The 25,254-nt window shown below is 68.5% G+C and carries 27 protein-coding genes; 4 read left to right on the top strand and 23 right to left on the bottom strand.

Going from position 1 to position 25,254, the window contains the following annotated elements:
- Positions 1 to 25 precede the first annotated feature (25 nt).
- The 23 genes from AC13GF_RS16095 to AC13GF_RS16205 form a co-directional block, all read right to left on the bottom strand.
- Positions 26 to 1,264 (bottom strand): beta-ketoacyl-ACP synthase, encoded by a 1,239-nt coding sequence (locus tag AC13GF_RS16095; protein WP_483005284.1) that lies wholly within the window; start codon positions 1,262 to 1,264, stop codon positions 26 to 28.
- Positions 1,264 to 1,995, bottom strand: coding sequence for a 3-ketoacyl-ACP reductase FabG2 (locus AC13GF_RS16100; RefSeq protein WP_483005285.1), 732 nt, complete (start codon positions 1,993 to 1,995; stop codon positions 1,264 to 1,266). The genes AC13GF_RS16095 and AC13GF_RS16100 overlap by 1 nt, the downstream gene beginning before the upstream one ends.
- A complete protein-coding gene (locus tag AC13GF_RS16105) occupies positions 1,992 to 2,447 on the bottom strand; it encodes a hotdog family protein (protein ID WP_032129169.1) in 456 nt (151 codons plus the stop codon). The genes AC13GF_RS16100 and AC13GF_RS16105 overlap by 4 nt, the downstream gene beginning before the upstream one ends.
- Positions 2,444 to 3,628 (bottom strand): beta-ketoacyl-ACP synthase, encoded by a 1,185-nt coding sequence (locus AC13GF_RS16110; protein WP_483005286.1) that lies wholly within the window; start codon positions 3,626 to 3,628, stop codon positions 2,444 to 2,446. The genes AC13GF_RS16105 and AC13GF_RS16110 overlap by 4 nt, the downstream gene beginning before the upstream one ends.
- Positions 3,625 to 4,182: a DUF3261 domain-containing protein gene (locus AC13GF_RS16115; RefSeq protein ID WP_483005287.1), complete on the bottom strand. Its 558-nt coding sequence runs from the start codon at positions 4,180 to 4,182 to the stop codon at positions 3,625 to 3,627. The genes AC13GF_RS16110 and AC13GF_RS16115 overlap by 4 nt, the downstream gene beginning before the upstream one ends.
- Positions 4,170 to 5,420, bottom strand: coding sequence for an NAD(P)/FAD-dependent oxidoreductase (locus tag AC13GF_RS16120; protein ID WP_483005288.1), 1,251 nt, complete (start codon positions 5,418 to 5,420; stop codon positions 4,170 to 4,172). Before AC13GF_RS16120 ends, AC13GF_RS16115 begins: the two co-directional genes overlap by 13 nt.
- 53 nt (positions 5,421 to 5,473) lie before the next feature.
- A complete protein-coding gene (locus tag AC13GF_RS16125; RefSeq protein ID WP_483005289.1) occupies positions 5,474 to 7,849 on the bottom strand; it encodes an MMPL family transporter in 2,376 nt (791 codons plus the stop codon).
- A complete protein-coding gene (locus tag AC13GF_RS16130) occupies positions 7,821 to 8,450 on the bottom strand; it encodes an outer membrane lipoprotein carrier protein LolA (RefSeq protein ID WP_165711138.1) in 630 nt (209 codons plus the stop codon). Before AC13GF_RS16130 ends, AC13GF_RS16125 begins: the two co-directional genes overlap by 29 nt.
- Positions 8,447 to 8,878, bottom strand: a complete 432-nt coding sequence (locus tag AC13GF_RS16135; protein ID WP_126929826.1) for an acyl-CoA thioesterase — start codon at positions 8,876 to 8,878, stop codon at positions 8,447 to 8,449. Before AC13GF_RS16135 ends, AC13GF_RS16130 begins: the two co-directional genes overlap by 4 nt.
- Positions 8,865 to 10,415: an HAL/PAL/TAL family ammonia-lyase gene (locus AC13GF_RS16140; protein ID WP_483005290.1), complete on the bottom strand. Its 1,551-nt coding sequence runs from the start codon at positions 10,413 to 10,415 to the stop codon at positions 8,865 to 8,867. The genes AC13GF_RS16135 and AC13GF_RS16140 overlap by 14 nt, the downstream gene beginning before the upstream one ends.
- Entirely contained in the window at positions 10,405 to 11,346 is a 942-nt protein-coding gene (locus AC13GF_RS16145; RefSeq protein ID WP_483005291.1) for an LpxL/LpxP family acyltransferase, read from the bottom strand. Before AC13GF_RS16145 ends, AC13GF_RS16140 begins: the two co-directional genes overlap by 11 nt.
- A 1-nt stretch (position 11,347) precedes the next feature.
- Positions 11,348 to 12,118: a glycosyltransferase family 2 protein gene (locus tag AC13GF_RS16150; RefSeq protein WP_483005292.1), complete on the bottom strand. Its 771-nt coding sequence runs from the start codon at positions 12,116 to 12,118 to the stop codon at positions 11,348 to 11,350.
- On the bottom strand, positions 12,108 to 13,793 hold the full coding sequence (locus tag AC13GF_RS16155) for an ApeI family dehydratase (protein WP_483005293.1): 1,686 nt from the start codon (positions 13,791 to 13,793) through the stop codon (positions 12,108 to 12,110). Before AC13GF_RS16155 ends, AC13GF_RS16150 begins: the two co-directional genes overlap by 11 nt.
- A complete protein-coding gene (locus tag AC13GF_RS16160; RefSeq protein ID WP_010482325.1) occupies positions 13,786 to 14,337 on the bottom strand; it encodes a COG4648 family protein in 552 nt (183 codons plus the stop codon). The genes AC13GF_RS16155 and AC13GF_RS16160 overlap by 8 nt, the downstream gene beginning before the upstream one ends.
- 22 nt (positions 14,338 to 14,359) lie before the next feature.
- Positions 14,360 to 14,617, bottom strand: coding sequence for an acyl carrier protein (locus AC13GF_RS16165; protein WP_006402206.1), 258 nt, complete (start codon positions 14,615 to 14,617; stop codon positions 14,360 to 14,362).
- Between the two features lie 17 nt (positions 14,618 to 14,634).
- Positions 14,635 to 14,892 carry a phosphopantetheine-binding protein gene (locus AC13GF_RS16170; protein ID WP_005411610.1) on the bottom strand — a complete coding sequence of 86 codons (258 nt, stop codon included), beginning with the start codon at positions 14,890 to 14,892 and terminating at the stop codon, positions 14,635 to 14,637.
- Entirely contained in the window at positions 14,879 to 15,676 is a 798-nt protein-coding gene (locus AC13GF_RS16175) for a lysophospholipid acyltransferase family protein (RefSeq protein ID WP_071228595.1), read from the bottom strand. The genes AC13GF_RS16170 and AC13GF_RS16175 overlap by 14 nt, the downstream gene beginning before the upstream one ends.
- Complete coding sequence (locus AC13GF_RS16180) at positions 15,669 to 16,412, bottom strand: beta-ketoacyl synthase chain length factor (protein ID WP_483005294.1); 744 nt, start codon at positions 16,410 to 16,412, stop codon at positions 15,669 to 15,671. Before AC13GF_RS16180 ends, AC13GF_RS16175 begins: the two co-directional genes overlap by 8 nt.
- A 217-nt stretch (positions 16,413 to 16,629) precedes the next feature.
- The gene (gene cydB / locus AC13GF_RS16185) at positions 16,630 to 17,643 is read right to left on the bottom strand and encodes a cytochrome d ubiquinol oxidase subunit II (protein ID WP_483005295.1); all 1,014 of its coding nucleotides are present in this window, start codon (positions 17,641 to 17,643) and stop codon (positions 16,630 to 16,632) included.
- A 1-nt stretch (position 17,644) separates the two neighbouring features.
- Positions 17,645 to 19,042 (bottom strand): cytochrome ubiquinol oxidase subunit I, encoded by a 1,398-nt coding sequence (locus tag AC13GF_RS16190; protein ID WP_483005296.1) that lies wholly within the window; start codon positions 19,040 to 19,042, stop codon positions 17,645 to 17,647.
- Between the two features lie 248 nt (positions 19,043 to 19,290).
- On the bottom strand, positions 19,291 to 19,506 hold the full coding sequence (locus AC13GF_RS16195; protein WP_483005297.1) for a hypothetical protein: 216 nt from the start codon (positions 19,504 to 19,506) through the stop codon (positions 19,291 to 19,293).
- Positions 19,503 to 20,156: an RNA polymerase sigma factor gene (locus AC13GF_RS16200; protein ID WP_161770923.1), complete on the bottom strand. Its 654-nt coding sequence runs from the start codon at positions 20,154 to 20,156 to the stop codon at positions 19,503 to 19,505. The genes AC13GF_RS16195 and AC13GF_RS16200 overlap by 4 nt, the downstream gene beginning before the upstream one ends.
- Before the next feature lie 37 nt (positions 20,157 to 20,193).
- Positions 20,194 to 20,523 carry a hypothetical protein gene (locus AC13GF_RS16205; protein WP_483005298.1) on the bottom strand — a complete coding sequence of 110 codons (330 nt, stop codon included), beginning with the start codon at positions 20,521 to 20,523 and terminating at the stop codon, positions 20,194 to 20,196.
- Positions 20,524 to 20,690: 167 nt separating this feature from the next.
- On the opposite strand from AC13GF_RS16205, the gene AC13GF_RS16210 reads away from it, so the two are divergent.
- The 4 genes from AC13GF_RS16210 to AC13GF_RS16225 are packed head-to-tail and all read left to right on the top strand — an operon-like array spanning position 20,691 to position 25,227.
- Positions 20,691 to 23,063, top strand: a complete 2,373-nt coding sequence (locus AC13GF_RS16210; protein WP_483005299.1) for a S9 family peptidase — start codon at positions 20,691 to 20,693, stop codon at positions 23,061 to 23,063.
- Positions 23,060 to 23,479, top strand: a complete 420-nt coding sequence (locus AC13GF_RS16215) for an NUDIX hydrolase (protein WP_483005300.1) — start codon at positions 23,060 to 23,062, stop codon at positions 23,477 to 23,479. Before AC13GF_RS16210 ends, AC13GF_RS16215 begins: the two co-directional genes overlap by 4 nt.
- 30 nt (positions 23,480 to 23,509) lie before the next feature.
- Complete coding sequence (locus AC13GF_RS16220; protein WP_483005301.1) at positions 23,510 to 24,070, top strand: hypothetical protein; 561 nt, start codon at positions 23,510 to 23,512, stop codon at positions 24,068 to 24,070.
- 35 nt (positions 24,071 to 24,105) lie between these two features.
- Positions 24,106 to 25,227 carry a hypothetical protein gene (locus AC13GF_RS16225; RefSeq protein ID WP_483005302.1) on the top strand — a complete coding sequence of 374 codons (1,122 nt, stop codon included), beginning with the start codon at positions 24,106 to 24,108 and terminating at the stop codon, positions 25,225 to 25,227.
- Positions 25,228 to 25,254: the final 27 nt, after the last annotated feature.

Here is a 25,254-nt window from a genome sequence, read left to right on the forward strand (position 1 = left end):
GGAACAGCGGCGGTGGGGCGGTGGATCACTCGCGCCAGCGGCGGAACACCAGCGAGGTGTTGATGCCGCCGAAGGCGAAGTTGTTGCTCATCACGTACTCGGCCTGCAGTTCGCGGCCCTGCCCAGTGATGAAGTCGAGCTGGCCGCAGCGTGGATCGACCTCGGCCAGGTTCAGGGTGGGCGCAAACCAGCCGGCACGCATCATCTCGATGCTCATCCAGGCCTCGAACGCACCACAGGCGCCCAGCATGTGGCCGACGTAGCTCTTCAGCGAGCTGATCGGCATGCGGCTGCCGAACACCTGCACGGTGGCCTGGGTCTCGGCGATGTCGCCGTGATCGGTGGCGGTGCCGTGGGCGTTGACGTAGTCGATCTGCGCCGCCTCCAGGCCCGCATCCTCCAGCGCCAGGCGCATGGCCTGGGCCATGGTGTCGGCGCTGGGCTGGGTGACGTGCTGGCCGTCGCTGTTGGTGCCGTAGCCGACCACCTCGGCAAGAATGGTGGCACCGCGCGCCTGCGCGTGCTCCAGGTCTTCCAGGATCAGCGTGCAGGCACCCTCGCCCAGCACCAGGCCATCGCGGCCGGCATCGAACGGGCGCGGCGTGGTCTGCGGCGCATCGTTGCGCACGCTGGTGGCGAACAGGGTGTCGAACACCGCCGCGGCGGTGGCATCGAGCTGCTCGGCACCGCCGGCCACCATCACCGTCTGCTTGCCGCTGCGGATCGCTTCATAGGCTGCGCCCACGCCCTGGCTGCCCGAGGTGCAGGCGCTGGAGGTGGTGTAGACGCGCCCGGACAAACCAAAGAACACACCGATATTGACCGGCGCGGTATGGCTCATCATCTTCAGGTAGGTGGTGGCACTGATGCCTTCGGTGGTGAATTCGTTGAGCATGCGCCCGAATTCGCCGGTGGCCTCATGGCTGCCCGAGGACGATCCGTAGGCCACGCCCGTCCGCCCGCTGCGCAGCACCGGGTGCTCATGCAGGCCGGCTTCGCGCAGCGCCACTTCGGTGGCGCGTACCGACATGATCGCGACCTTGCCCATCGAGCGGGTGGTCTTGCGGTTGTAGTTCGGCGGCAGCTCGAAGTCCTGCGCCGGCGCGGCCAGCTTGGTGTTCAGCCCGGCATAGACGTCCCACTCGGGCATCGCGCGCACCGCGTTGCGGCAGCTGCGCAGGTGCGCCTCGATGGTCGGCCAGTCGTGGCCGAGCGGACTGATGGCGGCCGCACCGGTAACCACCACGCGACGATCGGCGGCCATCAGAGCATGCCCCCGTTCACCGAGATGGCCTGGCGGGTGATGTAGCCGGCCGGCTCGGACAGCAGGAACGCCACCGTCGCCGCCACTTCGTCGGGACGACCGACGCGGCCGGCGGGAATCAGCTTGAGCGCGTGTTCGATCACTTCATCGTTGAGCATTTCGGTCTCGATCAGGCCCGGGGCCACGCAGTTGACGGTGATCTGGCGGCTGGCCAGTTCGAGCGCCAGGGCCTTGGTGGCACCGATGATGCCGGCCTTGGCGGCACTGTAGTTGACCTGGCCGCGGTTGCCGGCCAGTCCGGACACCGACGACAGGGTGACAATGCGGCCCGGCTTGCGCCGCCGCACCATCGGCATGATCAGCGGATGCAGCACGTTGTAGAAGCCATCCAGGTTGGTGTGGATGACCTGGTCCCAATCCTCCGCCGACAGTGCCGGGAAGGCGCCATCACGGGCGATGCCGGCATTGCAGACCACGCCGTAGTACGCGCCGTGCGCTTCGACATCGGCCTCCAGCGCGGCCCGTGCGGCCTCGCGGTCGGCCACGTCGAACGCCAGCACGCGGGCCTGCTGGCCCAAGGCCTGGATCTCGGCCACCACGGCCTGTGCTTCTTCCAGGCGGCTGCGGCAATGCACCACCACGTCGAAGCCATCACGCGCGATGCGCAGCGCGATGGCCCGGCCGATGCCCCGGCTGGCGCCGGTCACCAGCACGCTTCGATTCCCTGTCATGCCTGTCCACTCTCCAGATAGGCCATCGCGTCGGCCGGTTCGAACACCGACACGTTGGCTGTCGCCCATTCGTCCTCACCTGCCAGGATGCGGCAGGCGAACATCCCCAATCCATTGTCACCCAACAGCTCGCAGCGCGCCTGTACGCGCAGCCGCGAACCACTGGGGAAGCTGCTGCGCGCGCTGCTGTAGCGGCGGCTGCCGAGCAGGAAGCCCAGCTGCGGCGGCTTGCCGGCCGCACGCGCACGGCAGCCGGCCCAGGCCGCGATGGCCTGCGCCATGTATTCGATGCCGACCCACGCCGGCACTTCGCCGTTCTCCACGAACAGGCCGGATTCGGGCACCACCAGTTCGGCCTCGAGGGTGTCCTGGTCCCACTGCGTGATGCGCTCCAGCAGGCACATGTCCTGGCGGTGCGGCACCACGTCTTCGATTGCGTACAAGGTGTTCATCGGCGCTCCAGCGCCAGCACGGCATTGCTGCCGCCGAAGGCGAACGAATTGCTCAGCACCCGCCGCGGCGCCTGCGCCAGCCGGGTGGCCGGTGCGACCAGCGGCAACACCGGCAGCGCGGGGTCGGCCACGCCGTCCCACCAGTGCGGCGGCAGCTGCTGCTGCGGGTTCTCGGCCAGCAGGATCCAGCACAGCGCGGCCTCGATCGCGCCCGAGGCACCCAGCGTGTGGCCGGTCAGCGGCTTGGTCGAACTGGCTGGCACGCTGTGGCCCAGCACCTGCGAGACCGCCAGGCTTTCCATCGCATCGTTGTGCCCGGTGGCGGTGCCATGCAGGTTCACGTAATCCACTTCGTCGGCGCCCCAGCCGGCGCGCAGCAGCGCCTGCTGCAGGGCGTCGATGGCCCCCATCCCCTGCGGGTCGGGGGCGGACATGTGGTGGGCGTCGGCCGATTCGCCCCACCCCGCCAGGCACACCGGGCCGGGCTCGCGGGTGAGCAGGAACAGCGCGGCGCCCTCGCCGATGTTGATGCCGGAGCGGTGCTGCGAGAATGGATTGCAGCGCAGGGCCGACACCGATTCCAGTGCGCTGAAGCCGGCCACCGTGAAGCGGCACAGCGAATCGGCACCGCCGGCAATCACCGCATCAACGATGCCGGCACGCAGCATGCGCGCGGCCGACATCAGCGCCTTGGCGCTGGACGAACACGCCGTGGACAGGGTCCATGCCGGCCCCTGTGCGCCACTGCGCTGGCGCACGAACTGCGCGGCGGTGCCCATTTCCTGCTGGGCATAATCGAAGCCCTGCGGCCACTGGCCCTGTTCGGCGTGGCTGCGCAATGCCTGCTCGGATTCACCAATGCCCGAGGTGCTGGTGCCCAGCACCACCGCCACGCGCTCGGCACCGTGGCGGGCGATCGCGGCGGCCACCGCCGGTGCGATCTGCGCCAGCGCCACGTCCAGCAGGGCGTTGTTGCGCCCGCGCAGGGCCACTGGCAGGTCATCCAGCGCCGGCAGCGGCGTGCGTACTTCCCCCAACGCCAGGGTGCGCCCCGGCAACAGGCTGTCGTTGTCGCTGAGCCCGCCCGGCACATCGGCGAACATCGCCGACGCGACCGCGGCGCGGCCATCGCCGAGCGCGCAGACCACGCCCAGGTCGTTCAGGTAGATCGGTGCACTCATCGGTCCTGCCCGGCCATGTCGATCGATTCGATGCGCAGCGCATAGCCTTCGGCACGGTTGTCCAGCTGCACGCTGCCATCGTCCAGGCGCTGCAGCTGCAGCCACACCGTGCCGCCACGCGACAGGCGGCGCTGCTGGCCGTCGTCGCTGACCTCCCAGCCGGCCGGCAGCGCGGCGGCGATGGCCGCGGTCGGCCACAGCGCGAACTGCAGGTCATCCAGCACACGCTCGGCACGTACCTGCGGCGGCAGCCACGGCGCGCGCTGCTGGGTCAGCTGCTGGCCGTCCCACTGCAGGCGCACGCCGGTCTGGCCCATCGCCTGCACCGCCAGCTGCACCTGCTGCGCATCGGCTTCCAGCAGCGCATCGAGGTCGCGCTCATGGCTGCCGAAACGGAAATGCAGCTGCTGCTGCAATGCCAGCGGCGCCGGCAGGCTGGCCGGCGACAGGCGCAGCGGCGGCAGTTCCACCAATGGCTTGGGCATGCGGCCGGCACAGGCGGCCAGCAGCAGGCACAGCAGCACGGTCGCGGTACGGGCGATCAGGCGCTGCACAGCTGCTCCAGCACGCGCATGCGGCGGCCGCTTTCGTCGGCCACATACGGGTTGTTGGTGTCCCAGGCGTAGCCGGCCAGGATGGAACTGATCATGTCGCGCACTTCGGGCTGCTGCTGCGGGTGGTAGATGATCTTCTGGAAGCCGCCCTCGTACCAGCTTTCGACGAAGCGGCGGAAGGTCTTCACGCCGGCACGCAGCGGGATCGAGAATTCAGCTTCCCAGTCGACGGTTTCACCGGCATAGCGGCGCGCCAGGCATTCGCTGGCCAGCTGCGCGGACTTGAAGGCGATGGTGACGCCGGAGGAGAACACCGGGTCGAGGAACTCGCCGGCATTGCCCAGCAGGGCGTAGCCCGGGCCCCACAGCGAACTGACGTTGGCCGAGTAGCCAGTGATGCGGCGCACCGGCAGCACCGCCCATTCGGCGTTGGCCAGCAGGCGGGTCAGGTTGGGGTCCTCGCCGACGATGGCCTGCAGCTTCCGCAGGTCGTCGCCCTCGTAGCGTTCGAAGAACGACGGTTCGGCAACCACGCCCAGCGAGCAGCAGCCGTTGGAGAACGGGATCGTCCAGTACCAGACGTCGATGTGTTCGGGGTGGGTGGTGATCAGGATCTTGTTGCGGTCGAAGTCCGCTTCAGCCGGAATGTTGTCGCGCACGTGGCAGAAGATCGCGCCGCGCACAGGGAAGTTGGACGGCGATTCCAGCTGCAGCAGGCGCGGCAGCAGGCGCGCGAAGCCCGATGCGTCGAGGATGAAATCGGCCTCGATGCGGTATTCGCTGCCATCCGGGCGGCGCACGGCCACCGCCGGCTGCTCGCCCGCTTCGACCGACAGCACTTCGTCGCCGAAGCGCAGCGTGGTGCCCATGCGCTCGGCACCGCGTGCCAGCACGTTGTCGAAGTCGGCGCGCTGCACCTGGTAGGTGGTGCCCCAGCCTGGCGAGAACTTCTTCCTGAAATCGAACGCGGTGCGCGCCTCGCCATGCACGAAGGCGGCGCCGTTCTTGTGCTGGAAGCCCGCTTCGACCACGTCCTGCAGCAGGCCGGCGGCCTCGATGTATTCCATGCTCTGCGGCAGCAGGCTTTCGCCGATGGAGAAGCGCGGAAACTGCTGGCGCTCCAGCATCAGCACCTGGCGGCCCTGCTGGCGCAGCATCGCCGCAGCCACGGAGCCGGCCGGGCCGGCGCCGATGATCAGGATCTCAGTACGTTCGACAGCATCCACAGCAGTATTCATCGGTGCGTCCTTGTTGCTCGATCAGGTGGAAAGAAGGAAGTCGGAAGACAGGTTCAGGCTGGCGGCAGGTCATGCGGCGGCGGCCGGAACAACGGCGAGATCAGCCAGACCAGGCCGATGCCGAACAGCAGGGTCAGGCCGAACGCGCGCAGCGCCGGGGTCTGCGACAGGCCCAGCAGGCCGAACGACAGCCAGGTGCTGGCCGCGCCCACGCACACCGCCAGCCAGGCGCTGGCATCGCCACGGTGCTCGATCAGGAAGATGCCGTAGTCGATGCCCATGCCCAGCAGCAGCATCAACGCCAGCACGTTGAACAGCTGCAGCGGCTGGCCGAACAGGCCCAGCAGGCCCAGGGTCAATGCACCGGCAATCAGGGTCGGCGCGAACACGCGCCAGGCCTGGCGGCGGTAGCGCAGCCACAGCGCGCCGAACACCAGCGCGATGCCGACCAGCAGCAGCCCGCCCATCAGCTTGCGGTAGTGGCCCAGCAACGTGGAGAAGTCGGCGGTGCGATCCACCCAGCGCACACCGGGCAGGCCTTCGGCCGCGCCCTGCAGGGTGGACAGCGCGTCGGCGCGCGACAGGTCATCGACCATCACCACGCTGATCATCTGCCCGCCGACCCCGCCCACCCACAGGTGGCGGAACGGCTGCGACGCCGGCGAGGCCAGGAAGGCTTCGGCGGTGAGCGGCGCGGCGGCGAACTGCGGTCGCTGCAGCGGCTCGCCCACGGCCTCGGCCACGGCCGACAGCACGCCGGGTTCCACCTTCGCGGTCAGCGCGGCATCGGCCTGCTGGCGCGCCGGCGACGGCAGCCAATCGCTGATCGCGCGATAGCCACCAATGCGCTTGTCGGTGGCCAATACACGCAGGCGCTCGGTCAGTGCTTCCTCGCGCTGCAGCAGCTGCGCGGCATCGGCACCCTGCACCAGGTAGAACTGCGCCGGGCTGGGCATGCCCAGCAGCTGGCTCAGGCGGATCTGCTGCGCCATCAACGCCGGCGGCGAGGACTGCAGGCTGCGCAGGTCGTCATTGCTCTGCAGGCGGGCGATGCCGATGGCAGACAGCGCCAGCGTGATCACCACGAACATCGTCACCGCGCGGCGGCCATGCAGGCGCGGGAAGCGCTCCAGCGTGTTGCCCAGCCACTGCGAGAAACGGGTCTGGCGGATCTCACCGCCATCCAGCCACGGGAACCAGAAGATCACCGTAAGGAAAGCAGCGGCCAGGCCGACCACCGAGAACAATGCCATCTGGCGCAGGCCCGGGAACGGGGCCAGGCCCAGCGCCAGGTAGGCCAGCGCACTGGTCAGCAGGGCCAGCCACAGGCCGGGCAGCAGATGCCGCAGCAGTTTCCAGCGGCGATCGGCCGGTTCGGCCTGGCGCGAGGCGAACCAGTGAATGCCGTAATCCTCGGCCACACCTACCAGCGACGCACCAAACACCAGGGTCAGCACGTGCACCTTGCCGAACACCAGCACGGTCACCGCCAGCGCCACGCCACAGCCGATCAGCAGCGAGGCGGCGACCAGCAGGATCGGCCGCAGCGAGCGGAATGCCAGCCACACCAGCAGCAGCACCGCCGCCAGCGACCCCCAACCGATGGTGTTGATCTCCTGGTTGGCCTGCACCGCGGCGGCCTCGGCATGCAGCGGCACGCCCGCGTGCAGGATTTCCAGCTCCGGCGCCGCCGCCGTGGCGGCCTGCCCGGCACGTTCCAGCAGGCCATCGAGATGGCGCTCGCCATCCAGCTGGAACGCCGAGCCGGGCGTATCGAACTGCAGCACGGCCCAATGCCTGCCCTCGGCTTCAAGCAGGCCGTCATCGCCCAACCGCAGGCCCGAACCCTGCGCCTGCTGCTGCCACCACTGCGGCCACAGCGACAACGGATCCTGGCGCCATTCAGTCAATCGCGGCGCACCCATCGGGCCGTACAGCGCGGCCAACGCCTGCTCGGCCAACGCGCCCGGTTCGCTGCCCTGCAGCTGCTCGCGCTGGACCGGCGTCAGCAGGCGGTCGCGGTACGGCGCGTAGAACGCGCGCGCCTCGTCAAACCAGCCTTCGATCGAGCCGCTGGGTACCAGCAAGGCGTGGTCGGCGTCCTTGGCCATGGCCGCCGCAAAGGCCGCCTGCGCACGCTTGGCGGCCGCGCTGTCCTTGCTGCCGAGCAGCACCACCACCTGCCGCGAACTGCCATCGGCGATGCGCCGGGTGACGTCGCTCAACAGGCGGTCGTGCGCATCCTGCGGCAGCAGGGCGAGGATGTCGGTGTCGATCCGCGATTGCTGGCTCCACAGGCGCCACTGCTGCGCGCCCATCACCAGCAGCACCAGCAGCCAGGCAATGCCCAGCCAGTGCCACCAGCGCCGCAACCGGTCCGGTGCGTTCGATGCCACGGCCTCACTCAAAGCGGCGGGCCTCGTCGGCATTGAGAGTGGCCGGCGCCTCGCTCAACGCGCTGAACTGGATCTGCGTGCGATCCTTGTTGGCCTCGACGATCTCGACTTGGCGCACGTAGCGGTCGCCCTGCAGGGTCAGCGATTCGAAAGCCTTGGCCAGCATCGCCGACTTCGGCGTCAGGCGCAGCCGCCAGCCCTGCCCTTCACGGCTGGCCGCCACGTTGAACTGGCTGGACAGTGCCTGCACGTCGCCACTCATCAGCGCGAACATGATCGCGTTCACCGAACGCATCGCCGGCTGCTGCCGCGCGTCCAGTTCGACGCGGGTGCTGCCATCACGCTGGCGGCTGAGGATGCGGTCGGCGGTGACCACCACTTCCGAGGGGAACGGCTTGAGCGTGGTCCAGATCACGCCGTGCTGGCGCGCGACCACGAACCGGCCCTGCGAACGCAGCGGATTCTTGAAGCCGCTGACCTGCTTTTCCTGGCTGAACTGGCCACGCAGCACATCCGGCCGCGCCACCGCCTGGGTAATCGCATCGATGGCAGGATCGGCCGCCTGCACCAGTGGTGCGGCCACCAGCAGCAGCGCGCACAGCAGCGCACGCGCGAAACGGTTCGCTCGGTTCATGGCGCAGGCACTCCCAGGCGTTCCCACAGTACCGGCGGGCACTGGTACAGCATTTCCTTGCTGGCCGCGTCCACCGCGACCTGGATGGTCATCGCACGGGTCAATACCTGGCCGCTCTGCGCATCGAGAATTTCGTACTCGATCTTCAGCCGGTTCTCCCATTCCACGATGCGCGCGATCACGCGCAGCGCCTGGTTGAACAGCAGCGGGCGCACATACTTCACCCGTGCATCGACCACCGGCCACAGGTAGCCCGATTCGAGCATCTGCGGATAGTCGTAGTCGTAGCGCCCGAGCAGCGCGCAGCGCGCGATTTCGAAGTACTTGAAGTAGTTGCCATGCCAGACCACGTTCATCGGATCGCAGTCATGGAAGGCGGGCGTCAACGCAATCTCGCCAACCCGTTCGATAGCCTCATTCACCGGCATACAGCTCCCAACGTTGCGCGCGGATCTCCACCAGCAGTTCCCGCAGTTCGCGATCCAGCGCGCGGTCCTCTTCAACCAGGGCGATGCGCTGCCCCAGGTCGGCGTACATGCCGGCCAGACTGCCATGCAGCTGCGCGTTCAGGCCAACCCGTTCACGCAGGGCCAGGCCCTGGCGGGCGGCGATGAGCATCGCGGCCACCACCTGTTCAGTCAGCTCGATCACGCGCAGGCAGTCGCGCGCGGCGATGGTGCCCATGCTGACCTTGTCCTGGTTGTGGCATTCGGTGGAACGCGAGAACACGCTGGCCGGCATGGTCTGCTTCAGCGCTTCGGCGGTCCAGGCCGACACGCTGATCTGCAGTGCCTTCAGGCCATGGTTGATGGCCGCGCGCGGGCCGGTGGCCGCCGACAGGTTGGCCGGCAGGCCATGGTTGTAGCGGGCATCGACCACCAGGGCCAGCTGCCGGTCGAGCAGGTCGGCAACGTTGGCCACGGTGTTCTTCAAGGTGTCCATCGCCAGCGCGATGTGGCCCCCGTAGAAGTGGCCGCCATGCAGGATGCGCTCGCCGTCGGCGTCGATCAGCGGGTTGTCGTTGGCGCTGTTCAGTTCGGTTTCGATCAGCTGGCGCAGGAACGGCAGGCTGTCCTCCAGCACGCCGATCACATGCGGCGCGCAGCGCAGCGAATAGCGGTCCTGCAGGCGCTGTTCATTGCGCGGCGGGCGCTCGCTGTGCAGGTCACTGCGCAGGCGCGCGGCGATGCGGCCCTGGCCCGGGTGCGGCTTGGCCGCGAACAGGGTTTCGTCGAAGTGGTGCGCGTTGCCATCGCTGGCCAGCACGTTGAACGCAGTCAGGCGCGTGGCCATGCGTGCCAGGTAATCGGCGCGCTGCCAGGCCAGGCAGGCCAGGCCGGTCATCACCGCGGTGCCGTTCATGATCGCCAGGCCTTCCTTCGGCCGCAGCTTCAGCGGGGTCATGCCGATCTTTGCCAGCACATCCGCCGCCGGCTGCACGCGGCCGTCGTGCAGCACCTCGCGCTCGCCGCACAGCACCGCCGCCACGTACGACAGCGGCGTCAGGTCGCCACTGGCACCGACCGAACCTTCGGCCGGAATCATCGGCAGCACGTCGTGCTGCAGCAGCGTGGCCAGGCCTTCCAGCAGCGGCACGCTGACGCCGGACATGCCGCGCACCAGCGACGCCAGGCGCGCGGCCAGCACCGCACGGGTCTCGACCGGGTCCAGGTAACGACCCAGGCCGCAGCCATGGTAGGTGTACAGATGGTGCGGCAGCTCGGCCACCAGCGCCGGCGGAATATTCACCGTGCACGAGTCGCCATAGCCGGTGGTCACACCGTAGATCACGCCATCCTCGCACAGCAGGCGGTCGAGGAAGTCGGCACCACGCTGGATGTGCACGCGGAACGCCGGCGCGTCGCTCAGTGCGGCCTCGCACTGGCGCTGGGCCAGGGCAACCACGTCTTCGATGGTCAACGGTGCATCGCCAAAGCGGCACACGGGTACGGCGTCAGTCGTCATGCGGAGCCTGATCCCAGAAGGGGAAGAAATTGAACCAGTCCAACGGGGACTGGATGACCTGGAGTTCCAGCCAGCGCGCGAAGCGCTGCGCCTGTTCGGCCAGTGCCGCATCGCGTGAGCCACGCGGCAGCACGATGCGTTCGGCGAACTGTTCAAATGCCACGCGGTAGCCCTCGCCCTGGTGCAGGCAGGCCATGGTGTAGACCGGGCAGCCCAGTGCGGCGGCGAGCACATAGGCGCCGATCGGGAACGGGGCGCGGTGGCCAAGGAAATCGGCGGTGACGCTGCGTCCGCCCTGCACCGGCGTGCGGTCGCCGACGATGGCGACGAAGCCACCCGCCGCCACGCGCTCGGCCAGCATCACTGCCGTGGCCGGCCCCATTTCGGTCACCTGCACCAGTTCCACCGCCGCCAGCGGATCCAGCCGCTGCAGCAGGCGATTGAAGCGCTGCGCATGCGCGGTGTGCACCAGCACGGTGATGCGGAACCCCGGCACCTGTTCGGCCAGCACCTGGCACAGTTCCAGGCAGCCGATGTGCGCGGTCAGGATCAGCCCGCCCTCGCGGCGCGCGATCTTCTCCAGCACCAGGTCGCGATGCAGGTGGATGCGTTCGGCCGGATAGCGCCCGCCCAGGCCGAGGATCTTGTCCAGCATCGTGTCGGCGAAGGCGAAGAAGTGGCGCAGGCTGTCGCGCCGGGTCGGCGCACGGCCGAGCGCGCCGCTGTGCGCCTGCAGGCGCTGCAGGTACTGCATTGAAGCCTGGCGACCGACACGGTTGCCCAGCCAATGGCAGGCCACCACCGGCCACACGCACAGGCGGAACGGCCAGCGCCCGAACCAGCGGTGCACCCAGCACAGGAACAGCACGCCGGCCACCGACGTCGATTCGCCGATGTCGGCCCAGTGCGGGGCACCCTGCGCGGCCGCCATCTCAGCACTGCCCCCGCAGGCGGCGCCACAGCAGGCGCGGTGCGCGCCAGAGCATGCCGAAGAACAGGCGGGTATGCATGCGGCTGATGCGCACGTTGTCACGCCACACATCGAAGTGCGACACGCCATCGGCGGGATAGGTCACGCGCGTGGCCAGGTGCTCGACCGGCAGCTGTCGCCAGTACAGGCGCACCATCACCTCGGTATCGAAATCCATGCGGTGGCCGATGGTCTCTTCACCGATCAGGCGCAGCACCGGCGGCAGCGGATACACGCGGAAGCCGCACATGGTGTCGCGCAGGTGCAGCGACAGTGTGTTGATCCAGACCCAGATATGGGTCGCGTAGCGGCCGTACAGGCGCGCCTTCGGAACACTGGCGTCGTAGGCCGGGATGCCGCAGATCACCGCCTCGGGATGGGCGCGCGCTGCTTCGATGAAGCGTGGCAGGTCAGCGGTATCGTGCTGGCCGTCGGCATCGATCTGCAGCGCGTGGCTGTAGCCACGCACACCGGCTTCGGCGAAACCGGCCAGCATCGCCCCGCCCTTGCCCTGGTTGATGTCCAGGCGCAGCAGGTCGACGCCCTGGCGCTGCGCCAGTGAACGCAGTGCAGTCGCGCACGCCTCATGCGAGCCATCGTCGACCAGCAGGCACGGCAGGCCAGCGGCCTGCACGCCGTCGACCACCGCCGCGATGGCGTGCTCGTGGTCGTAGACGGGAATCACCACCAGTGGCGCGAACGCGGCACCGGCAACGGCCGGATCAGTCCGCATCGGCGAAGACCACTTTGCCGCTGGCATGCACACCGTGGCTGGAGGTGTAACGGAAGGCCAGCACGCTGCGTGCAGCATCCCAGTCCAGCTGCAGGGTCAGCTCATCGCCCGGTCGGGCCACATGCTGGAACTTCACCGCATCCATGCGCAGGAACGCTGCCGGCATCGCGAACACCTGGCGGCCGAAACGCACCGCCCAGTCCAGCTGCGCCACGCCGGGCAGGATCGCCGCCTGCGGGAAATGACCCTGGAACGGCCGCAGCGCCGGGTCGAGGGTCATGCGCAGCGTGGCGCTGGCAGCATCGCGGCGGTCCCAGACCGGCACCGGCATCAGCGGCTGGAACAGCGCTGCCAGTGCCGCCTGGGTGACCTTGCCCTGTGCGTTGATCGGCAGCGCCGGCAGCAGCCGCCAACGGCGCGGCCGGGTCACCGCGTCATGCGCATGTGCCAGGCGCGCGCCGAGGCGTTGGCCCAGCGCGCGGCGCGCGGCGTCACCGCCCTCCAGCAGTGCCGGGTCGGCCGGTACCACCACGGCGGCCAGCTGCTCGCGCTGGCCAGACAGGACCAGCACGCGCACGTCGTCCACTTCGGCGTCTTCGCGCAGCGCGCGTTCCAGTGCATCCAGCGAAACGCGGCGTTCTTCGATCTTGACGATGCGGTCAGCACGGCCCAGCAGGCGGAAGTGGCCGTCGGCCAACGCTTCAACGCGGTCCTGGGTACGCCACCAATCCGGGGTTTCCAGATGCGCGGAGGCCACCGCCAGGCAGCCATCCTCGATGCGCCACTGCACGCCCGGCAGCGGCTGCCACGGCGGCAGATCCGTATCCCAGCGGCGCCAGGCGATACCACCGGTCTCGCTGCTGCCATAGACCTCGGTCGGTGCCACGCCCAGCCACTGCCGCACCTGGCGTGCGGCGTCTTCCGGCAGCGGGCCACCGGAGGAGAACACCGCGCGCAGGCGGCCATGCAGGCTGGCCCAGTCGAGCTGCTCGGGCAGGCGCTTGAGGTGGGCCGGGGTGGCCACCAGCACCGTGTCGGTACCGGCCAGCGCGCCCACCAGGTCTTCATGGAAGAACCGGCGTGGATGGATCAGGCGGCCGGCGGCCAGCGGCCACAGCACGCGGAACAGCAGGCCGTAGATGTGCTGGTGGGACACCGTGCCATGCACCTGCACGCCTTCCATCTGCGCGCCGAACGCAGCCTGCAGCGCATCCACCTCGCGCGCCAGCTGGTCCAGGCGCTTGCCGATCGCGCTCGGCTGACCGGTACTGCCGGAGGTGAACACGCACAGTTCGCAGGCGCGCTCGTCCAGCGCCTGCAGTCCGTCGTCCAGTGCAGCGTCCAGCGCCGCCAGCGGGCGGTAATCGGCGGACACGTCGCCTGCGAAACCGCTCACCTGCGGCTGCAGCGCCTGCAGCGTGGCCGGCAGGTTGTCGGCGGCCAGGAACACTCGCTTGCCGGCATGCCAGGCACCGAACAACGCAGCGGCAAAGGCCACGGCATCATCGAAATACAGGGCCCAGTCACGGCCTTCGGCGGCCCCAAATGCGGCGCGCCAGGCCAGCACGCGCTGGCGGAAGCGGGCGTGGTCGATCACCTCGCCATCGCAGACGCCAACGCTTCGATGCGGCCGCGCCTCCAGCAGCAGCCGGTCCAGGGCAATCCACTCAGCCATGCGCGTGCGCCGCCTTCACCCGCCGCCGCACCAGCCACTCACCTGCAAACAGCACGCCCATCATCACGTACGCCAACAATCCGTTGTAGAGCATCCAGACCCGGTCCGACGCATACAGCGCGGTCAGCAGGGCCAGGCTGCCGTTGAGAACGAAGAACCCGCACCACACCTGGGTGACGCGGCGGGTATAGGCCACCGCGAACGCAGGCAGGTCCGGTTCCTGCAGCCGTGCCAGGCGTTCCACCAGCGGCGGGCCGAAACGCAGGCTGGTGCCGAACACCGCCAGCATCACTGCGTTGACCAGCGCCGGGTACAGCTTCAGCGGCAGGGCCTGGTTGAGCACGGTGGCCAGCACCGCCAGCAGGCCGGTGCCCGCAGCCGCGGCCCACCACAGCGGCTGGCGCGTACTCAGCGCGCGCAGCAGGGCCAGGGTGAACAGCAGCAGCGACAGCCAGCGTGGCTCGAAGCGGCCCATCGCCAGGTACACCAGCACCGGGTAGGCCAGCGAGATCGCAGCCACCACGACCGTGCGTGCGCGTGCCATGGTGGAGCCGCCGGCGCTGCGGTCAGGCGGCTGCCTGGTCCGGCAGCAGCCTGTGCACCACATCGACGATGTCCTGCACGGTACGCACGGCCTTGAACGCTTCCGGCTGCAGGTTGCGGCCGAGCAGCGGCTTGAGCTGCACGATCAGGTCCACCGCATCGATGCTGTCGATGTCCAGGTCGTCGTACAGGCGGGCCTCGGGCGTGATCCGGGCGGTTTCGATCTCGAAGCTGTCGGTCAGGATGCTGACGATGCGTTCGAACAGTTCATTCTTGGTCATGGCAGGTCCTGGCACCGTTACGACTGGCGGGCGGCGACGAACTCGCCGAGCGCGCGCACGCTGGAGAAATGGCGACGGGTTTCTTCCGAATCGGCCGAGAGGCTCACACCGTACTTCTTCTGCAGCGCCAGGCCCAGCTCCAGCGCGTCGATCGAATCCAGGCCAAGGCCCTCGACGAACAGCGGCGCGGTCGGATCGATGTCCTCCGGCGTGATGTCCTCCAGCGAAAGGGAGGAAATGATCAATTCCTTGATCTCGTGCTCAAGTGCTTGCACGGTTCGGATCTCCAGACAGGTCGAAATAACGAGAAAGGTGCTCGGTGACGCGACGGGCTGCCAAGGCATCCCCCCTTGGCGAGTCGTCTTCGGCCAGAAATGGCGCGATCGGGATATCTTCGCCGATCTGCAGCCGAACGTGAAAGCGACGTGAGGGGACACGATACCACTTCTGCCCCTTGGTCAGCGTCGGCGGGCTGCAGGTGATCCGCACCGGGGTGACGTCGAGGCGGCCCCGTACAGCGATGTTGGCGGCCCCGCGCTGCAGCCGCGGCGGCTGCCCTGGCACGCTGCGGGTGCCCTCCGGGAAGATCACCAGGGTGCCGCCGGCATGCACCGCAGCCACGCAGTCATCGACCAGGCCGGCGCCATCGTCATTGGAGATGTAGCCGGCGGCCCGCACCGGACCGCGCATGAACGGGTTGCAGGCCACGGCCCGCTTGACCACGCAGTCGGCGTTGGGAAGCAGCGAGATCAGGCAGACCACGTCGATCAGCGTCGGGTGGTTGGCCAGCACCAGCAGGCCGTCGCGCTGCAGGCGCTCACCGCCCTCGATCTCGTACGTCATCACCCCCAGCCCGCGCATCAGCCGCAGATGGCTGGCGAACGCGACCTGGACCACGCGCCGGGCGCGGCGGCGGCGCGCCACCGGGTCACGCATCAGCAGCAGTACCGGCATCACCAGAACGCCGAGCAGCAGCCCGCCCAGGCCAAATGCGACGAAGCTGAGGCCGGTGCCAAACACCCGCCAGGCATGGTCGAGGCGGCGCAGCAGCTCAGCCACGGCGGCTCCAGCGCCAGCGCTGGCCGTGGGCCACGTGTTCCAGGGCCGGCGCGCCGGACAACAGGAACCGGTGCAGGTCCAGCGCATGCGGCAGCAGGCCGGGCGCAGTGCTGGCCTGGCCGTCGGCCGGCTGCCACTGCAGCGACAGCGTCGGCCGGCCCGCTGCCGGGGCGGTCAAACGCCAGCACCAGGCAAAGAACGGGTCGGGTTCGTCGGCGAACGTCGCGTAAATCTCAGGAAGCGGCGACTCATAGACCACCACCCGCACCTCGCGGGCGCCGTCGGCCAGCAGGCCGACGGCCTCCAGGCAGGCCGTCTCCACCGTGGCCTGGCCCGCCGCCAGCGCCAGGTAGTTGCCGCGGTGGCCGCGGGCGATGGAATACAGCGCGGCGATCGCGTTGTGCACGGACAGGCCGAATCCGGTCGGCGACAACGGCTGGTCGCCGACCAGCGCGCCCAGCAGGTCCATCGAACGGGCCACGTCGCCGTGGCGGCTGGCGAACACCAGCGGCACATCACTGTCGGCACCCTGCCCGTCCTCGCACCAGCACGCGGCCTGGATCGCCATACGACCCAGCCGCTCGATGCGGCGGCGCTGCATCGCCGGCACTTCGGCCAGCGCCGGCGTGTCCCCGCCGTGCGGCAGGTACGGCGCATCGGCCCAGCCCAGCCACTGGCTACGCTCACTCAGGCCGGGCGCCCAGGCGGCCCAGTCGACGATGGAGAATTCGATCATTTAGCGATGGTGCTTCAACGGGAGAACGATAGGCACGAGCCATTACGGCGACGCGCGGCGGCCCCCCGTTCCTGCAGCCGTGCGTCCGTCCAGGACGTCGCCGGCTGCCCCCCTGGCCGCCGGAAAGGAGCGCACGCTAGCACGTCCCGCGCAGGGTGTGCAGGTTTCACATTCCCCAACACGGGGCCCGGCAACGGCAGGCCCCGTCTTCCATCGATCAGTGGTAACCGGTGTCGGCGTGCACCTTGCCGCGGAACACCCGGTAGGACCACGCCGTATAGCCGAGGATGACCGGCAGCAATATGACCAGCCCGACCAGGGTGAAGCCCAGCGAGGAGGCCGGCGCGGCGGCCTGCCACAGCGTCATCGACGGCGGCAGCAGGTAGGGCCACATGCCCAGCACCAGGCCGAGGAAGCCGAGCACGAACAGGGCCAGGCTGAGCAGGAACGGCGGCAGGTCGCGGCGCGGATGGGTCGCGCTGCGCCACAGCGCGGCAGCCACCGCCAGGGTCAGCAAAGGCACCGGCGACAGCCACCAGAAGTTGCCGTCGCTGAACCAGCGATCCATCAACCGCGAATCGAGGAACGGCAGCCAGCTGCTCACAAGGCCCATCGCCGCGATCACCGCCACCACCAGCGGCCGGGTCATCTGCCGCGCCAGCGCCTGCACGCGCCCTTCGGTCTTCAGGATCAGCCAGGTGCTGCCCAGCAGCGCATAGCCGGCCACCAGCGCGGCGCCGGTCAGCATCGCGAACGGGCTGAACCAGGCAAACGGCCCGCCCTGATAGACACCGTCCACCGGCGGGATGCCCTGCACCAGGGTGCCGAGGATCACGCCCTGGGCAAACGTAGCCAGCAGCGAACCGAGGCCGAACGCCACGCTCCACAACCGGCGCGAACGATGTGCTTTGAAGCGGAATTCGAACGCCACGCCGCGGAACACCAGCGCCACCACCAGCAGCAGCACCGGCAGGTACAGTGCCGACAGCAGCACCGCATACGCCTTCGGGAACGCCGCCAGCAGGCCGGCGCCACCGAGCACCAGCCAGGTCTCGTTGCCGTCCCAGATCGGCGCGGCGGTGTTCATCATCAGGTCCAGCTGTTCCTCGTCCTCGGCGAACGGGGCGAGGATGCCGATGCCCAGCACGAAGCCATCCAGCACCACATACATCAGCACGCCGAAGCCGATCACCGCGAACCACGCCACCGGCAGCCAGGTCATCAGGTCCATGTCAGCGCTCCTCCAGCGGTTCGTCGGCGGCCGACAGCGGGCGCGCCGGGGTATGGCTGCCATGGTCCAGCGACGGCCCCTCGGCGTACGGCTGCGGCCCATGGCGCAGGATCTTCACCAGATACCAGATGCCCCAGCCGAACACGAAGGCGTAGCCGACCACGTAGACGCCCAGCGACAACGCCGTCATCCACGCACTCTGCGGGCCCACTGCATCAGCGGTGCGCAGCACGCCATACACCACCCACGGCTGGCGCCCCATCTCGGTAACGAACCAACCCGACAGCAGCGCGATGAAACCGCTGGGCAGCATCCAGTTCCAGCCACGCAGCAGCCACGGCGAATCCAGCAGCTTCTTCCGCCACAACTGGAAGGCCGACACCCAGGCCAGCACCAGCATCAACGTGCCCAGCCCGACCATGATGCGGAAGGCGAAGAACACCGGCGTCACCGGCGGCCGTTCGCTTGCGGGTACCGAGGTGAGCGGATCGAAGGTGCCGTCCAGGCTGTGGGTAAGGATTACGCTGCCGAGCTTGGGAATGGCCACCTCGAAGTCGTTGCGCTCTTCCTTTTCGTTCGGCAGCGCGAACACCACCAGCGGCACGCCTTCGCCTTCCCTGGTTTCATGCCAGTGCGCTTCCATCGCCGCGATCTTCATCGGCTGGTGCTTGAGCGTGTTCAGGCCATGCATGTCGCCGACAAAGATCTGCACCGGCACGGTCAGTGCGGCGAACGCCACCGCCGCGATCAGCATGCGCCGACCCGCTTCCACGTGCGTGCCCTTGCGCAGGTACCACGCACCCACGCCACCGATCACGAAACAGGTGGTGATGAACGAACCCAGCGCCATGTGCGCCAGCCGGTACGGGAAGGACGGATTGAACACCACCTGCCACCAGTCGACCGGATGCACGATGCCGTTGACCATCTCGTAGCCGGCCGGCGTATGCAGCCAGCTGTTGGACGACAGGATCCAGAACGTGGAGAACAGCGTGCCCAGCGCCACCATGCAGGTGGAGAAGAAATGCAGGCGCGGCGAGACCCGGCCCCAGCCGAACATCATCACGCCGAGGAAGCTGGCTTCCAGGAAGAACGCGGTCAGCACCTCGTAGGTCAACAGCGGGCCGATGACCGTGCCGGCCACCTCGCTCAGCCGCGGCCAGTTGGTGCCGAACTGGAAGGCCATTACGATGCCGCTGACCACGCCCATGCCGAACGACACCGCGAAGATCTTCTGCCAGAAGAAATACAGCTCGCGCCACACGGGCAACTTCGTGCGCAGCCAACGCCATTCGATGAAGGCCAGCCAGCTCGCCGTGCCAATGGTGAAGGCGGGGAACAGCACGTGGAAACTGATGACGAATCCGAACTGGATCCGCGACAACAACAACGCGTCCAAGGGACGCCTCCTGCCTGTGACCGGTGGGATACCGGACCACTTTAGGAGGATTTCGTTAAGGTGGGATGCGACCGGGTGACGCGCTGCTTCACTTTGTCGCAGGGTGGCGTGAAGGCCGCCGGGCATGGCCCGGCGCTACCGATTGACCGCTCTGGTAGCTGCCAACCTTGGTTGGCACACACCCGGGCGCCGACCAGGGTCGGCATCTACCCACCGCGATTGAAACGGCCCCTTGCCCGGCAGTCGCCTCAGTGCCAGAAATACCAGGCCGCTGCAGCCAGCAGTGCGCCAAACAACAGCACCTGCACCACCACATAGCCCACACCGCTGTCGCGCGACTCAGCGGCAATGCGCTTCTGCAGCGTCTCACTCACATCCGGTGTTTCTTCCTGCTGCGCCTGCTCACGCAACGCCTGCGCCAGCGCGCGCTTTTCCGCATCGCGAGGGTCGGTCGATTGAGTCACAGCAGTTCTCCGGCGGCAGCACGTCGCGTCAGCTCCTGCTTCAGGACCTGGCGCGCGCGGTGAAGGTGGCTCTTGATGGTACCGCGTGCCAGTCCGGTCACCTGCTCGATCTCGGCCAGATCGAAATCCTCCAGGTAGTGCAGGCCGACGATCAGGCGCTGCGGTGCACTCAGCCGTTCCAGCGCCGCGCCGAGCTGGCGCCCGGCCTGCAGCGCCTCACTCAACTCAACCGGGCCCGGGCCTTCATCGCCGACGCCCAGTTCCTCCGGCACCTCCACGGCCACCATCCATTGCGCCTCCAGCCGCCGCCGGCGCAGGTGCTGCAGCGCCGTGGTGTAAGCGACCCGGGATACCCAGGTGCGCAGCGAGCATTCAAAACGAAACCGGTGCAGCTGGCGGAACACCGCAAGGAAAGTTTCCTGCAGCAGGTCGGCCACCTGATCGCGGTCGCCCACCATGCGCCCGATCACGTGCGCGCAGGTGCGTTGATGGGTCTCGACCAGCTGCGAAAACGCCACCTGCGAGCCGTCGATGATGGCCCGCACCAGGGCCTGGTCCGCGTCCAGCGGTGCGGCGGGTGCCGCCGTCGCCGCTGTATCGTGGCGGCGACGGCCCCGCAGTGCCGACAATGCCTCGCCGAGCAGGCTCATCTACGGGGCGCCCCCTGTGCCCGTGGCATGTTCCGGCTCAGCCCTTGCGTGTGGCAGGACGGGTGAAGTGCCAGGCCAGCAGCTGGCCGAGGCCGGCGCTGCCGACCAGTGCGGCGACGGCACCAAAGGTCAGGTCGCGGGCACCGATGGCTTCCAGCAGGGCCATGGCCAGCGCCAGGCAGACCAGACTGATGCCCCAGCGCAGGGCGCCCTGGCGGCGGCGCTCTTCTTCCAGCACGGCCAGCGAGCGGATCACTTCCTCGGGCACGTGCGGGGCCACCAGCTTGCTGCGCGCGCGCGCATCGGCAATGGCGTGGATCGCGTAGGCGATGCAGATGAAGAGGGTGATCGGGATCAGTTCCTGCATGGTCGGGCTCCTGTTCGGTGGATGATGCGGGTTCAGGAGAATGGATGCGCGACCACGGCAACCGGTTGCAGCATTTTGCCGATTCCGCTGCCATGACCTGTGGCCCCTGCCCCCGGCCCTTGCGGCTGCTACGCTTGGCCGGTTTCCTCTTCTGGTGCCGTCCGCCCATGTCCCGAGTGCTGCCCCTGTCCCTCCTGCTGTCGGCCGTGCTGGCCGCACCGGCTGCGCATGCCGCGCCGACGCCGATCACCATCGAACAGGCCATGGCCGACCCGGACTGGATCGGCCCGCCGGTCGAGAAGGCCTGGTGGTCGTGGAACAGCCAGCAGGTGGAGTACCAGCTCAAGCGCAACGGCAGCCCGGTGCGCGATACCTTCCGCCAGCCGGTGACCGGTGGCGTGGCCGCGCAGGTGGCCGATGACCAGCGCGGCACCCTGGACGTGGCCGAACCGGTCTACGACCGCAGCCGCAGCCGCAGCGCCTTCGTGCGCAATGGCGATGTGTTCGTGCGCGACCTGCGCAGCGGCGCGCTGACCCAGCTGACCCGCAGCAACGAGCGCGCGGGCAACGTGAACTTCGCCGCCGACAACGGCGTGATCTGGCGCGTCGGCCAGAACTGGTTCCACTGGACTGCCGCCAGCGGCGTGCAGCAGGTGGCCAGCCTGAAGGCCGAGAAGGACCCGCGTACCGCACCGAAGGCCGACGTGCTGCGCGACCAGCAGCTGCGCACGCTGGAAACCCTGCGCCGCGACCGTGACCAGCGCGAAGCACTGAAGGACCAGGACCAGCGCTGGCGCCAGGCCGACCCGACCCGCGCGCCGGGCCCGGTGTACCTGGGCGCCGAGGTGGAGATCGCCGACAGCGTGCTGTCGCCGGACCTGACCCACCTGATCGTGGTGACCAAGCCGAAAGACTTCGACGACGGCCGTGGCGGCAAGATGCCGCTGTACGTGACCGAGTCGGGCTACGAGGAAACCGAAGACACCCGTACCCGCGTCGGCCGCAACGGTTTCGAACCGCACACCCTGTGGTACGTGGACGTGCGCACCGGCAAGGCCGAGAAGGTCTCGCTGGCCGGCCTGCCGGGCATCAACACCGATCCGCTGGCCGAGCTGCGCCGCAAGGCCGGCAAGGACGCGCTGAAGGGCGAGCGCAGCCTGCAGGTGATGAGCGACTTCATGGGCGGTGGCATCCGCTGGAGCCCCGATGGCCAGCAGGCCGCGGTGATGCTGCGTGCCAACGACAACAAGGACCGCTGGATCATCAGCGTCAACGCCGCCGACGGCCGCGTGCAGAACCGCCATCGCCTGACCGACAACGGCTGGATCAACTGGGGCTTCAACGACTTCGGCTGGATGGCCGATGGCCGCACGCTGTGGCTGCTGTCGGAGGAATCGGGCTTCTCGCACCTGTACACCCAGGCCGGCACGGCCAAGCCGCAGGCGCTGACCGGCGGCAAGTGGGAAACCTCGGCGCCGGTGCCGTCGGCCGATGGCAAGGGCTTCTACTTCCTGTGCAACCAGCAGGCGCCGCATGACTACGAAGTCTGCGCGGTCGACACCGGCAGCCGCCAGGTGCGCGAGCTGACCAGCCTCAACGGCGTGGAAGACTTCTCGCTGTCGCCTGACGGCCAGCAGCTGCTGGTGCGCTACTCCGGCGCCTACCTGCCGGCGCAGCTGGCCGTGGTACCGAGCTCCGGCGCAGGCCAGGCCCGCGTGCTGACCGACACCCGCACTGCCGAGTTCAAGGCGCGCGAGTGGATCCAGCCGAAGCTGGTGGCAGTGCCGTCCAAGCATGGCGCCGGCGTGGTCTGGGCCAAGTACTACGAGCCGGCGAACAAGGAACCCGGCAGGAAGTACCCGATCGTGATGTTCGTGCACGGCGCCGGCTACCTGCAGAACGTGCACCAGCGCTACCCGGCCTACTTCCGCGAGCAGATGTTCCACAACCTGCTGGTGCAGAAGGGCTACATCGTGCTGGACATGGATTACCGCGGCAGCGAAGGCTACGGCCGCGACTGGCGTACGGCGATCTACCGCAACATGGGCCACCCGGAGCTGGAGGATTACAAGGACGGCCTGGACTGGCTGGTCGACACCCAGCAGGGTGACCGCGACCATGCCGGCATCTACGGTGGTTCCTACGGCGGCTTCATGACCTTCATGGCCCTGTTCCGCTCGCCGGGCACGTTCAAGGCCGGCGCCGCGCTGCGCCCGGTGGTCGATTGGCACCAGTACAACCACGGCTATACCAGCAACATCCTCAACACGCCGGACATCGATCCGGAGGCGTACCGCGTGTCCTCGCCGATCGAATACGCGCAGAACCTGCAGGACAACCTGCTGATCGCCCACGGCATGATGGATGACAACGTGTTCTTCCAGGACTCGGTGAACCTCACCCAGCGCCTGATCGAACTGCACAAGGACAACTGGTCGATCGCACCGTACCCGCTGGAGCGCCACGGCTACGTGCGCGCCGATTCCTGGCTGGACCAGTACAAGCGCATCCTCAAGCTGTTCGAGCAGAACCTGAAGTGAGCAACGCCGCGGCCACGATCCACATCGTGGCCGCGGTCATCCTGGATGACCGCGGCCGGGCGCTGGTGGTGCGCAAGCAGGGCGCCAGCCGCTTCATCCAGCCGGGCGGCAAGCCCGAACCCGGCGAAGCGCCGCTGCAGGCGCTGGCCCGCGAACTGGACGAAGAACTCGGTGTGCAGCTGTGCGCCGAAACCGCCATCGCGCTGGGCACCTTTGAGGATTGGGCGGTGAACGAGCCCGGCCATCGCGTGCAGGCGCAGGCCTGGTGGGTGCGGGTGGACGGCACGCCACAGGCACGTGCAGAGATCGCCGAACTGGCCTGGGTGCCGCTGCAGCCGCCGCATGGCCAGCCCTTGGCACCGTTGAGCGAACACCATATCCTGCCGGCCGTCGCCACTCGGGTGACAGCCCGCTGAGCGTGCGGGCGCCGACCGCAAGGACACCGGATGTCAATGTCGATCCCGCCGATTCCTTCGCTGGTCCAGCCGGCCTATCACGCCTGGGTGCGCCCGATCGCACAGGCCTCGTTCTGGCTGTCACTGCTGCTCACGGTCTACTTCGTGATGCAGGGACTGCTGCTGTGGCCGCTGCACAACCTTCCGATCTGGCACCTGGTTGAGAGGGAAGTGCAAGACCAGCACCTGCACAGCCTGATCTGGCTTTTGGCGCATCCGGTGGCCACGTCGATGATTGCCGCGCTGCTGTGCCTGGCCTCGACCCTGGCCAGCTGGGGCCTGCTGCGCGAGCGCAGCTGGGGCCTGTGGAGCTTTGTGGTGATCCTGCTGCTGAGCGCATTGACCAACTTTGCGATCGCCGGCTGGTTGGACGTGTTCATGCGTGACGTCATCCCGTTTCTCTCCGACGACGCCGCCCTGCAGCAGGAACTCCATCTGAAACGCTGGTTGGTCACGCTGACCGTGGTGGCCATGTCATTTGTGATCCTCGGCCTGCAGGGCTGGCTGGCCTGGCGCCTGTTGCGGCCGGACATCCGCTCGCGCTTCCACTGAGCCACACCCCTTTCCCGCACGACAAGGACCGTCGCATGCGCTTGCTGACCCTTCTCCCCGCACTGCTGCTGTTGGCTGCGCTGCCCGCTGCCGCCGATGCGCTGCAATGTGGCGAATACCGCAGCGCCGATGGCGGCATGGCGCTGATGTTCACCACTCGCGGCAGCGGCTACCGCCACGATGACGGCAGCGAACCGCAGCCGCTGTGGGTTGATCGCGGTGCGGCACAGACGCGGTTGGTCATGCTCGACGATGGTGTGGCGCAGCCGATCCGGATCAGCGCCGATGGGCAGCGCATCGAGGACGACGGGGTGGTGACCTACACCCTGCGCCGGTCCCGCACCTGCGCCAGCGAGCCCAGCGCGATGGACGGCAGCTGCCGCGCCGCCGGCAGCCACTGCATTGCGCAGCTGCCCACGGCTTCATCCGGCCAGGCCCAGCGTGCGTGCAGCGAAGGCGTTGGCGCGGGCTGCTCGGCGCTGCTGCGACAGCTTCGTGATGGAACATCTGTAGTCGGCAGCGATGACACCAGCCCCGCGCGCTTCGAACGCCCGCCCGTCTGCCGCGAACACACGCCCGGCCATGACCCGCAGGCCTGCGAGACGCTGACCGGCGATGCGCTGGTCACCGCCATGCAGCAGGTCGGTGAACGCCTGCAACAGGAAGACGAAGACACGCCGGATTCGCCGCTTCCGGCCGCTGCACGCGATCATCTGCAGCAGCTGTGCCAGCAGCATCGAAATGGCCGCTTCTGCATCGAAGTGGCCGAACAGCAGTGGATCGCACAGGAACCTGCGTTGGCGGTGCAGGCGCTGCAGGTGGCCTGCGATGCAGGCCGCATCAGTGCCTGCGAACGTACCGCGCCGTTGCAGGCACTCGGTGCTGACCTGCGCCTGGTTCCGGCCCAACAGGTGCCGTGCGGCCGCTACCAGGCCGCCGGTGGCGTGATCGACAGGCTCGACTTCGGCGATGGCGCGCGAGGCCGCCTGCAGAGCGGCGCCATCCACCTGCAGCAGAACGGCCAAACCCTTGTGCTGCGCCAGCTCGGCAATGGCGACCTGCTTGGCATGGATGCGCAGACCGCCTACCAGCGTTACCAGCCCGTGCCCGGCACGGCACAATGCACGCCCCCGCGCGAGGGCCGTGGTTCGCCGTAGCGCCTGGAGTTTCCCGTTCGATCGTCA

It is taken from the genome of Stenotrophomonas sp. 22LJNL06-5-1, from assembly GCF_056861455.1.

Bases quoted from the DNA above. Each gene is read 5' to 3' on its own strand.
- AC13GF_RS16095 (WP_483005284.1), bottom strand. From the start codon at position 1,264: ATGGCCGCCGATCGTCGCGTGGTGGTTACCGGTGCGGCCGCCATCAGT.
- AC13GF_RS16100 (WP_483005285.1), bottom strand. From the start codon at position 1,995: ATGACAGGGAATCGAAGCGTGCTGGTGACCGGCGCCAGCCGGGGCATC.
- AC13GF_RS16105 (WP_032129169.1), bottom strand. From the start codon at position 2,447: ATGAACACCTTGTACGCAATCGAAGACGTGGTGCCGCACCGCCAGGAC.
- AC13GF_RS16110 (WP_483005286.1), bottom strand. From the start codon at position 3,628: ATGAGTGCACCGATCTACCTGAACGACCTGGGCGTGGTCTGCGCGCTC.
- AC13GF_RS16120 (WP_483005288.1), bottom strand. From the start codon at position 5,420: ATGAATACTGCTGTGGATGCTGTCGAACGTACTGAGATCCTGATCATC.
- AC13GF_RS16125 (WP_483005289.1), bottom strand. From the start codon at position 7,849: ATGCCGACGAGGCCCGCCGCTTTGAGTGAGGCCGTGGCATCGAACGCA.
- AC13GF_RS16130 (WP_165711138.1), bottom strand. From the start codon at position 8,450: ATGAACCGAGCGAACCGTTTCGCGCGTGCGCTGCTGTGCGCGCTGCTG.
- AC13GF_RS16135 (WP_126929826.1), bottom strand. From the start codon at position 8,878: ATGCCGGTGAATGAGGCTATCGAACGGGTTGGCGAGATTGCGTTGACG.
- AC13GF_RS16140 (WP_483005290.1), bottom strand. From the start codon at position 10,415: ATGACGACTGACGCCGTACCCGTGTGCCGCTTTGGCGATGCACCGTTG.
- AC13GF_RS16145 (WP_483005291.1), bottom strand. From the start codon at position 11,346: ATGGCGGCCGCGCAGGGTGCCCCGCACTGGGCCGACATCGGCGAATCG.
- AC13GF_RS16150 (WP_483005292.1), bottom strand. From the start codon at position 12,118: ATGCGGACTGATCCGGCCGTTGCCGGTGCCGCGTTCGCGCCACTGGTG.
- AC13GF_RS16155 (WP_483005293.1), bottom strand. From the start codon at position 13,793: ATGGCTGAGTGGATTGCCCTGGACCGGCTGCTGCTGGAGGCGCGGCCG.
- AC13GF_RS16160 (WP_010482325.1), bottom strand. From the start codon at position 14,337: ATGGCACGCGCACGCACGGTCGTGGTGGCTGCGATCTCGCTGGCCTAC.
- AC13GF_RS16165 (WP_006402206.1), bottom strand. From the start codon at position 14,617: ATGACCAAGAATGAACTGTTCGAACGCATCGTCAGCATCCTGACCGAC.
- AC13GF_RS16180 (WP_483005294.1), bottom strand. From the start codon at position 16,412: ATGATCGAATTCTCCATCGTCGACTGGGCCGCCTGGGCGCCCGGCCTG.
- cydB (WP_483005295.1), bottom strand. From the start codon at position 17,643: ATGGACCTGATGACCTGGCTGCCGGTGGCGTGGTTCGCGGTGATCGGC.
- AC13GF_RS16200 (WP_161770923.1), bottom strand. From the start codon at position 20,156: ATGAGCCTGCTCGGCGAGGCATTGTCGGCACTGCGGGGCCGTCGCCGC.
- AC13GF_RS16205 (WP_483005298.1), bottom strand. From the start codon at position 20,523: ATGCAGGAACTGATCCCGATCACCCTCTTCATCTGCATCGCCTACGCG.
- AC13GF_RS16210 (WP_483005299.1), top strand. From the start codon at position 20,691: ATGTCCCGAGTGCTGCCCCTGTCCCTCCTGCTGTCGGCCGTGCTGGCC.
- AC13GF_RS16220 (WP_483005301.1), top strand. From the start codon at position 23,510: ATGTCAATGTCGATCCCGCCGATTCCTTCGCTGGTCCAGCCGGCCTAT.
- AC13GF_RS16225 (WP_483005302.1), top strand. From the start codon at position 24,106: ATGCGCTTGCTGACCCTTCTCCCCGCACTGCTGCTGTTGGCTGCGCTG.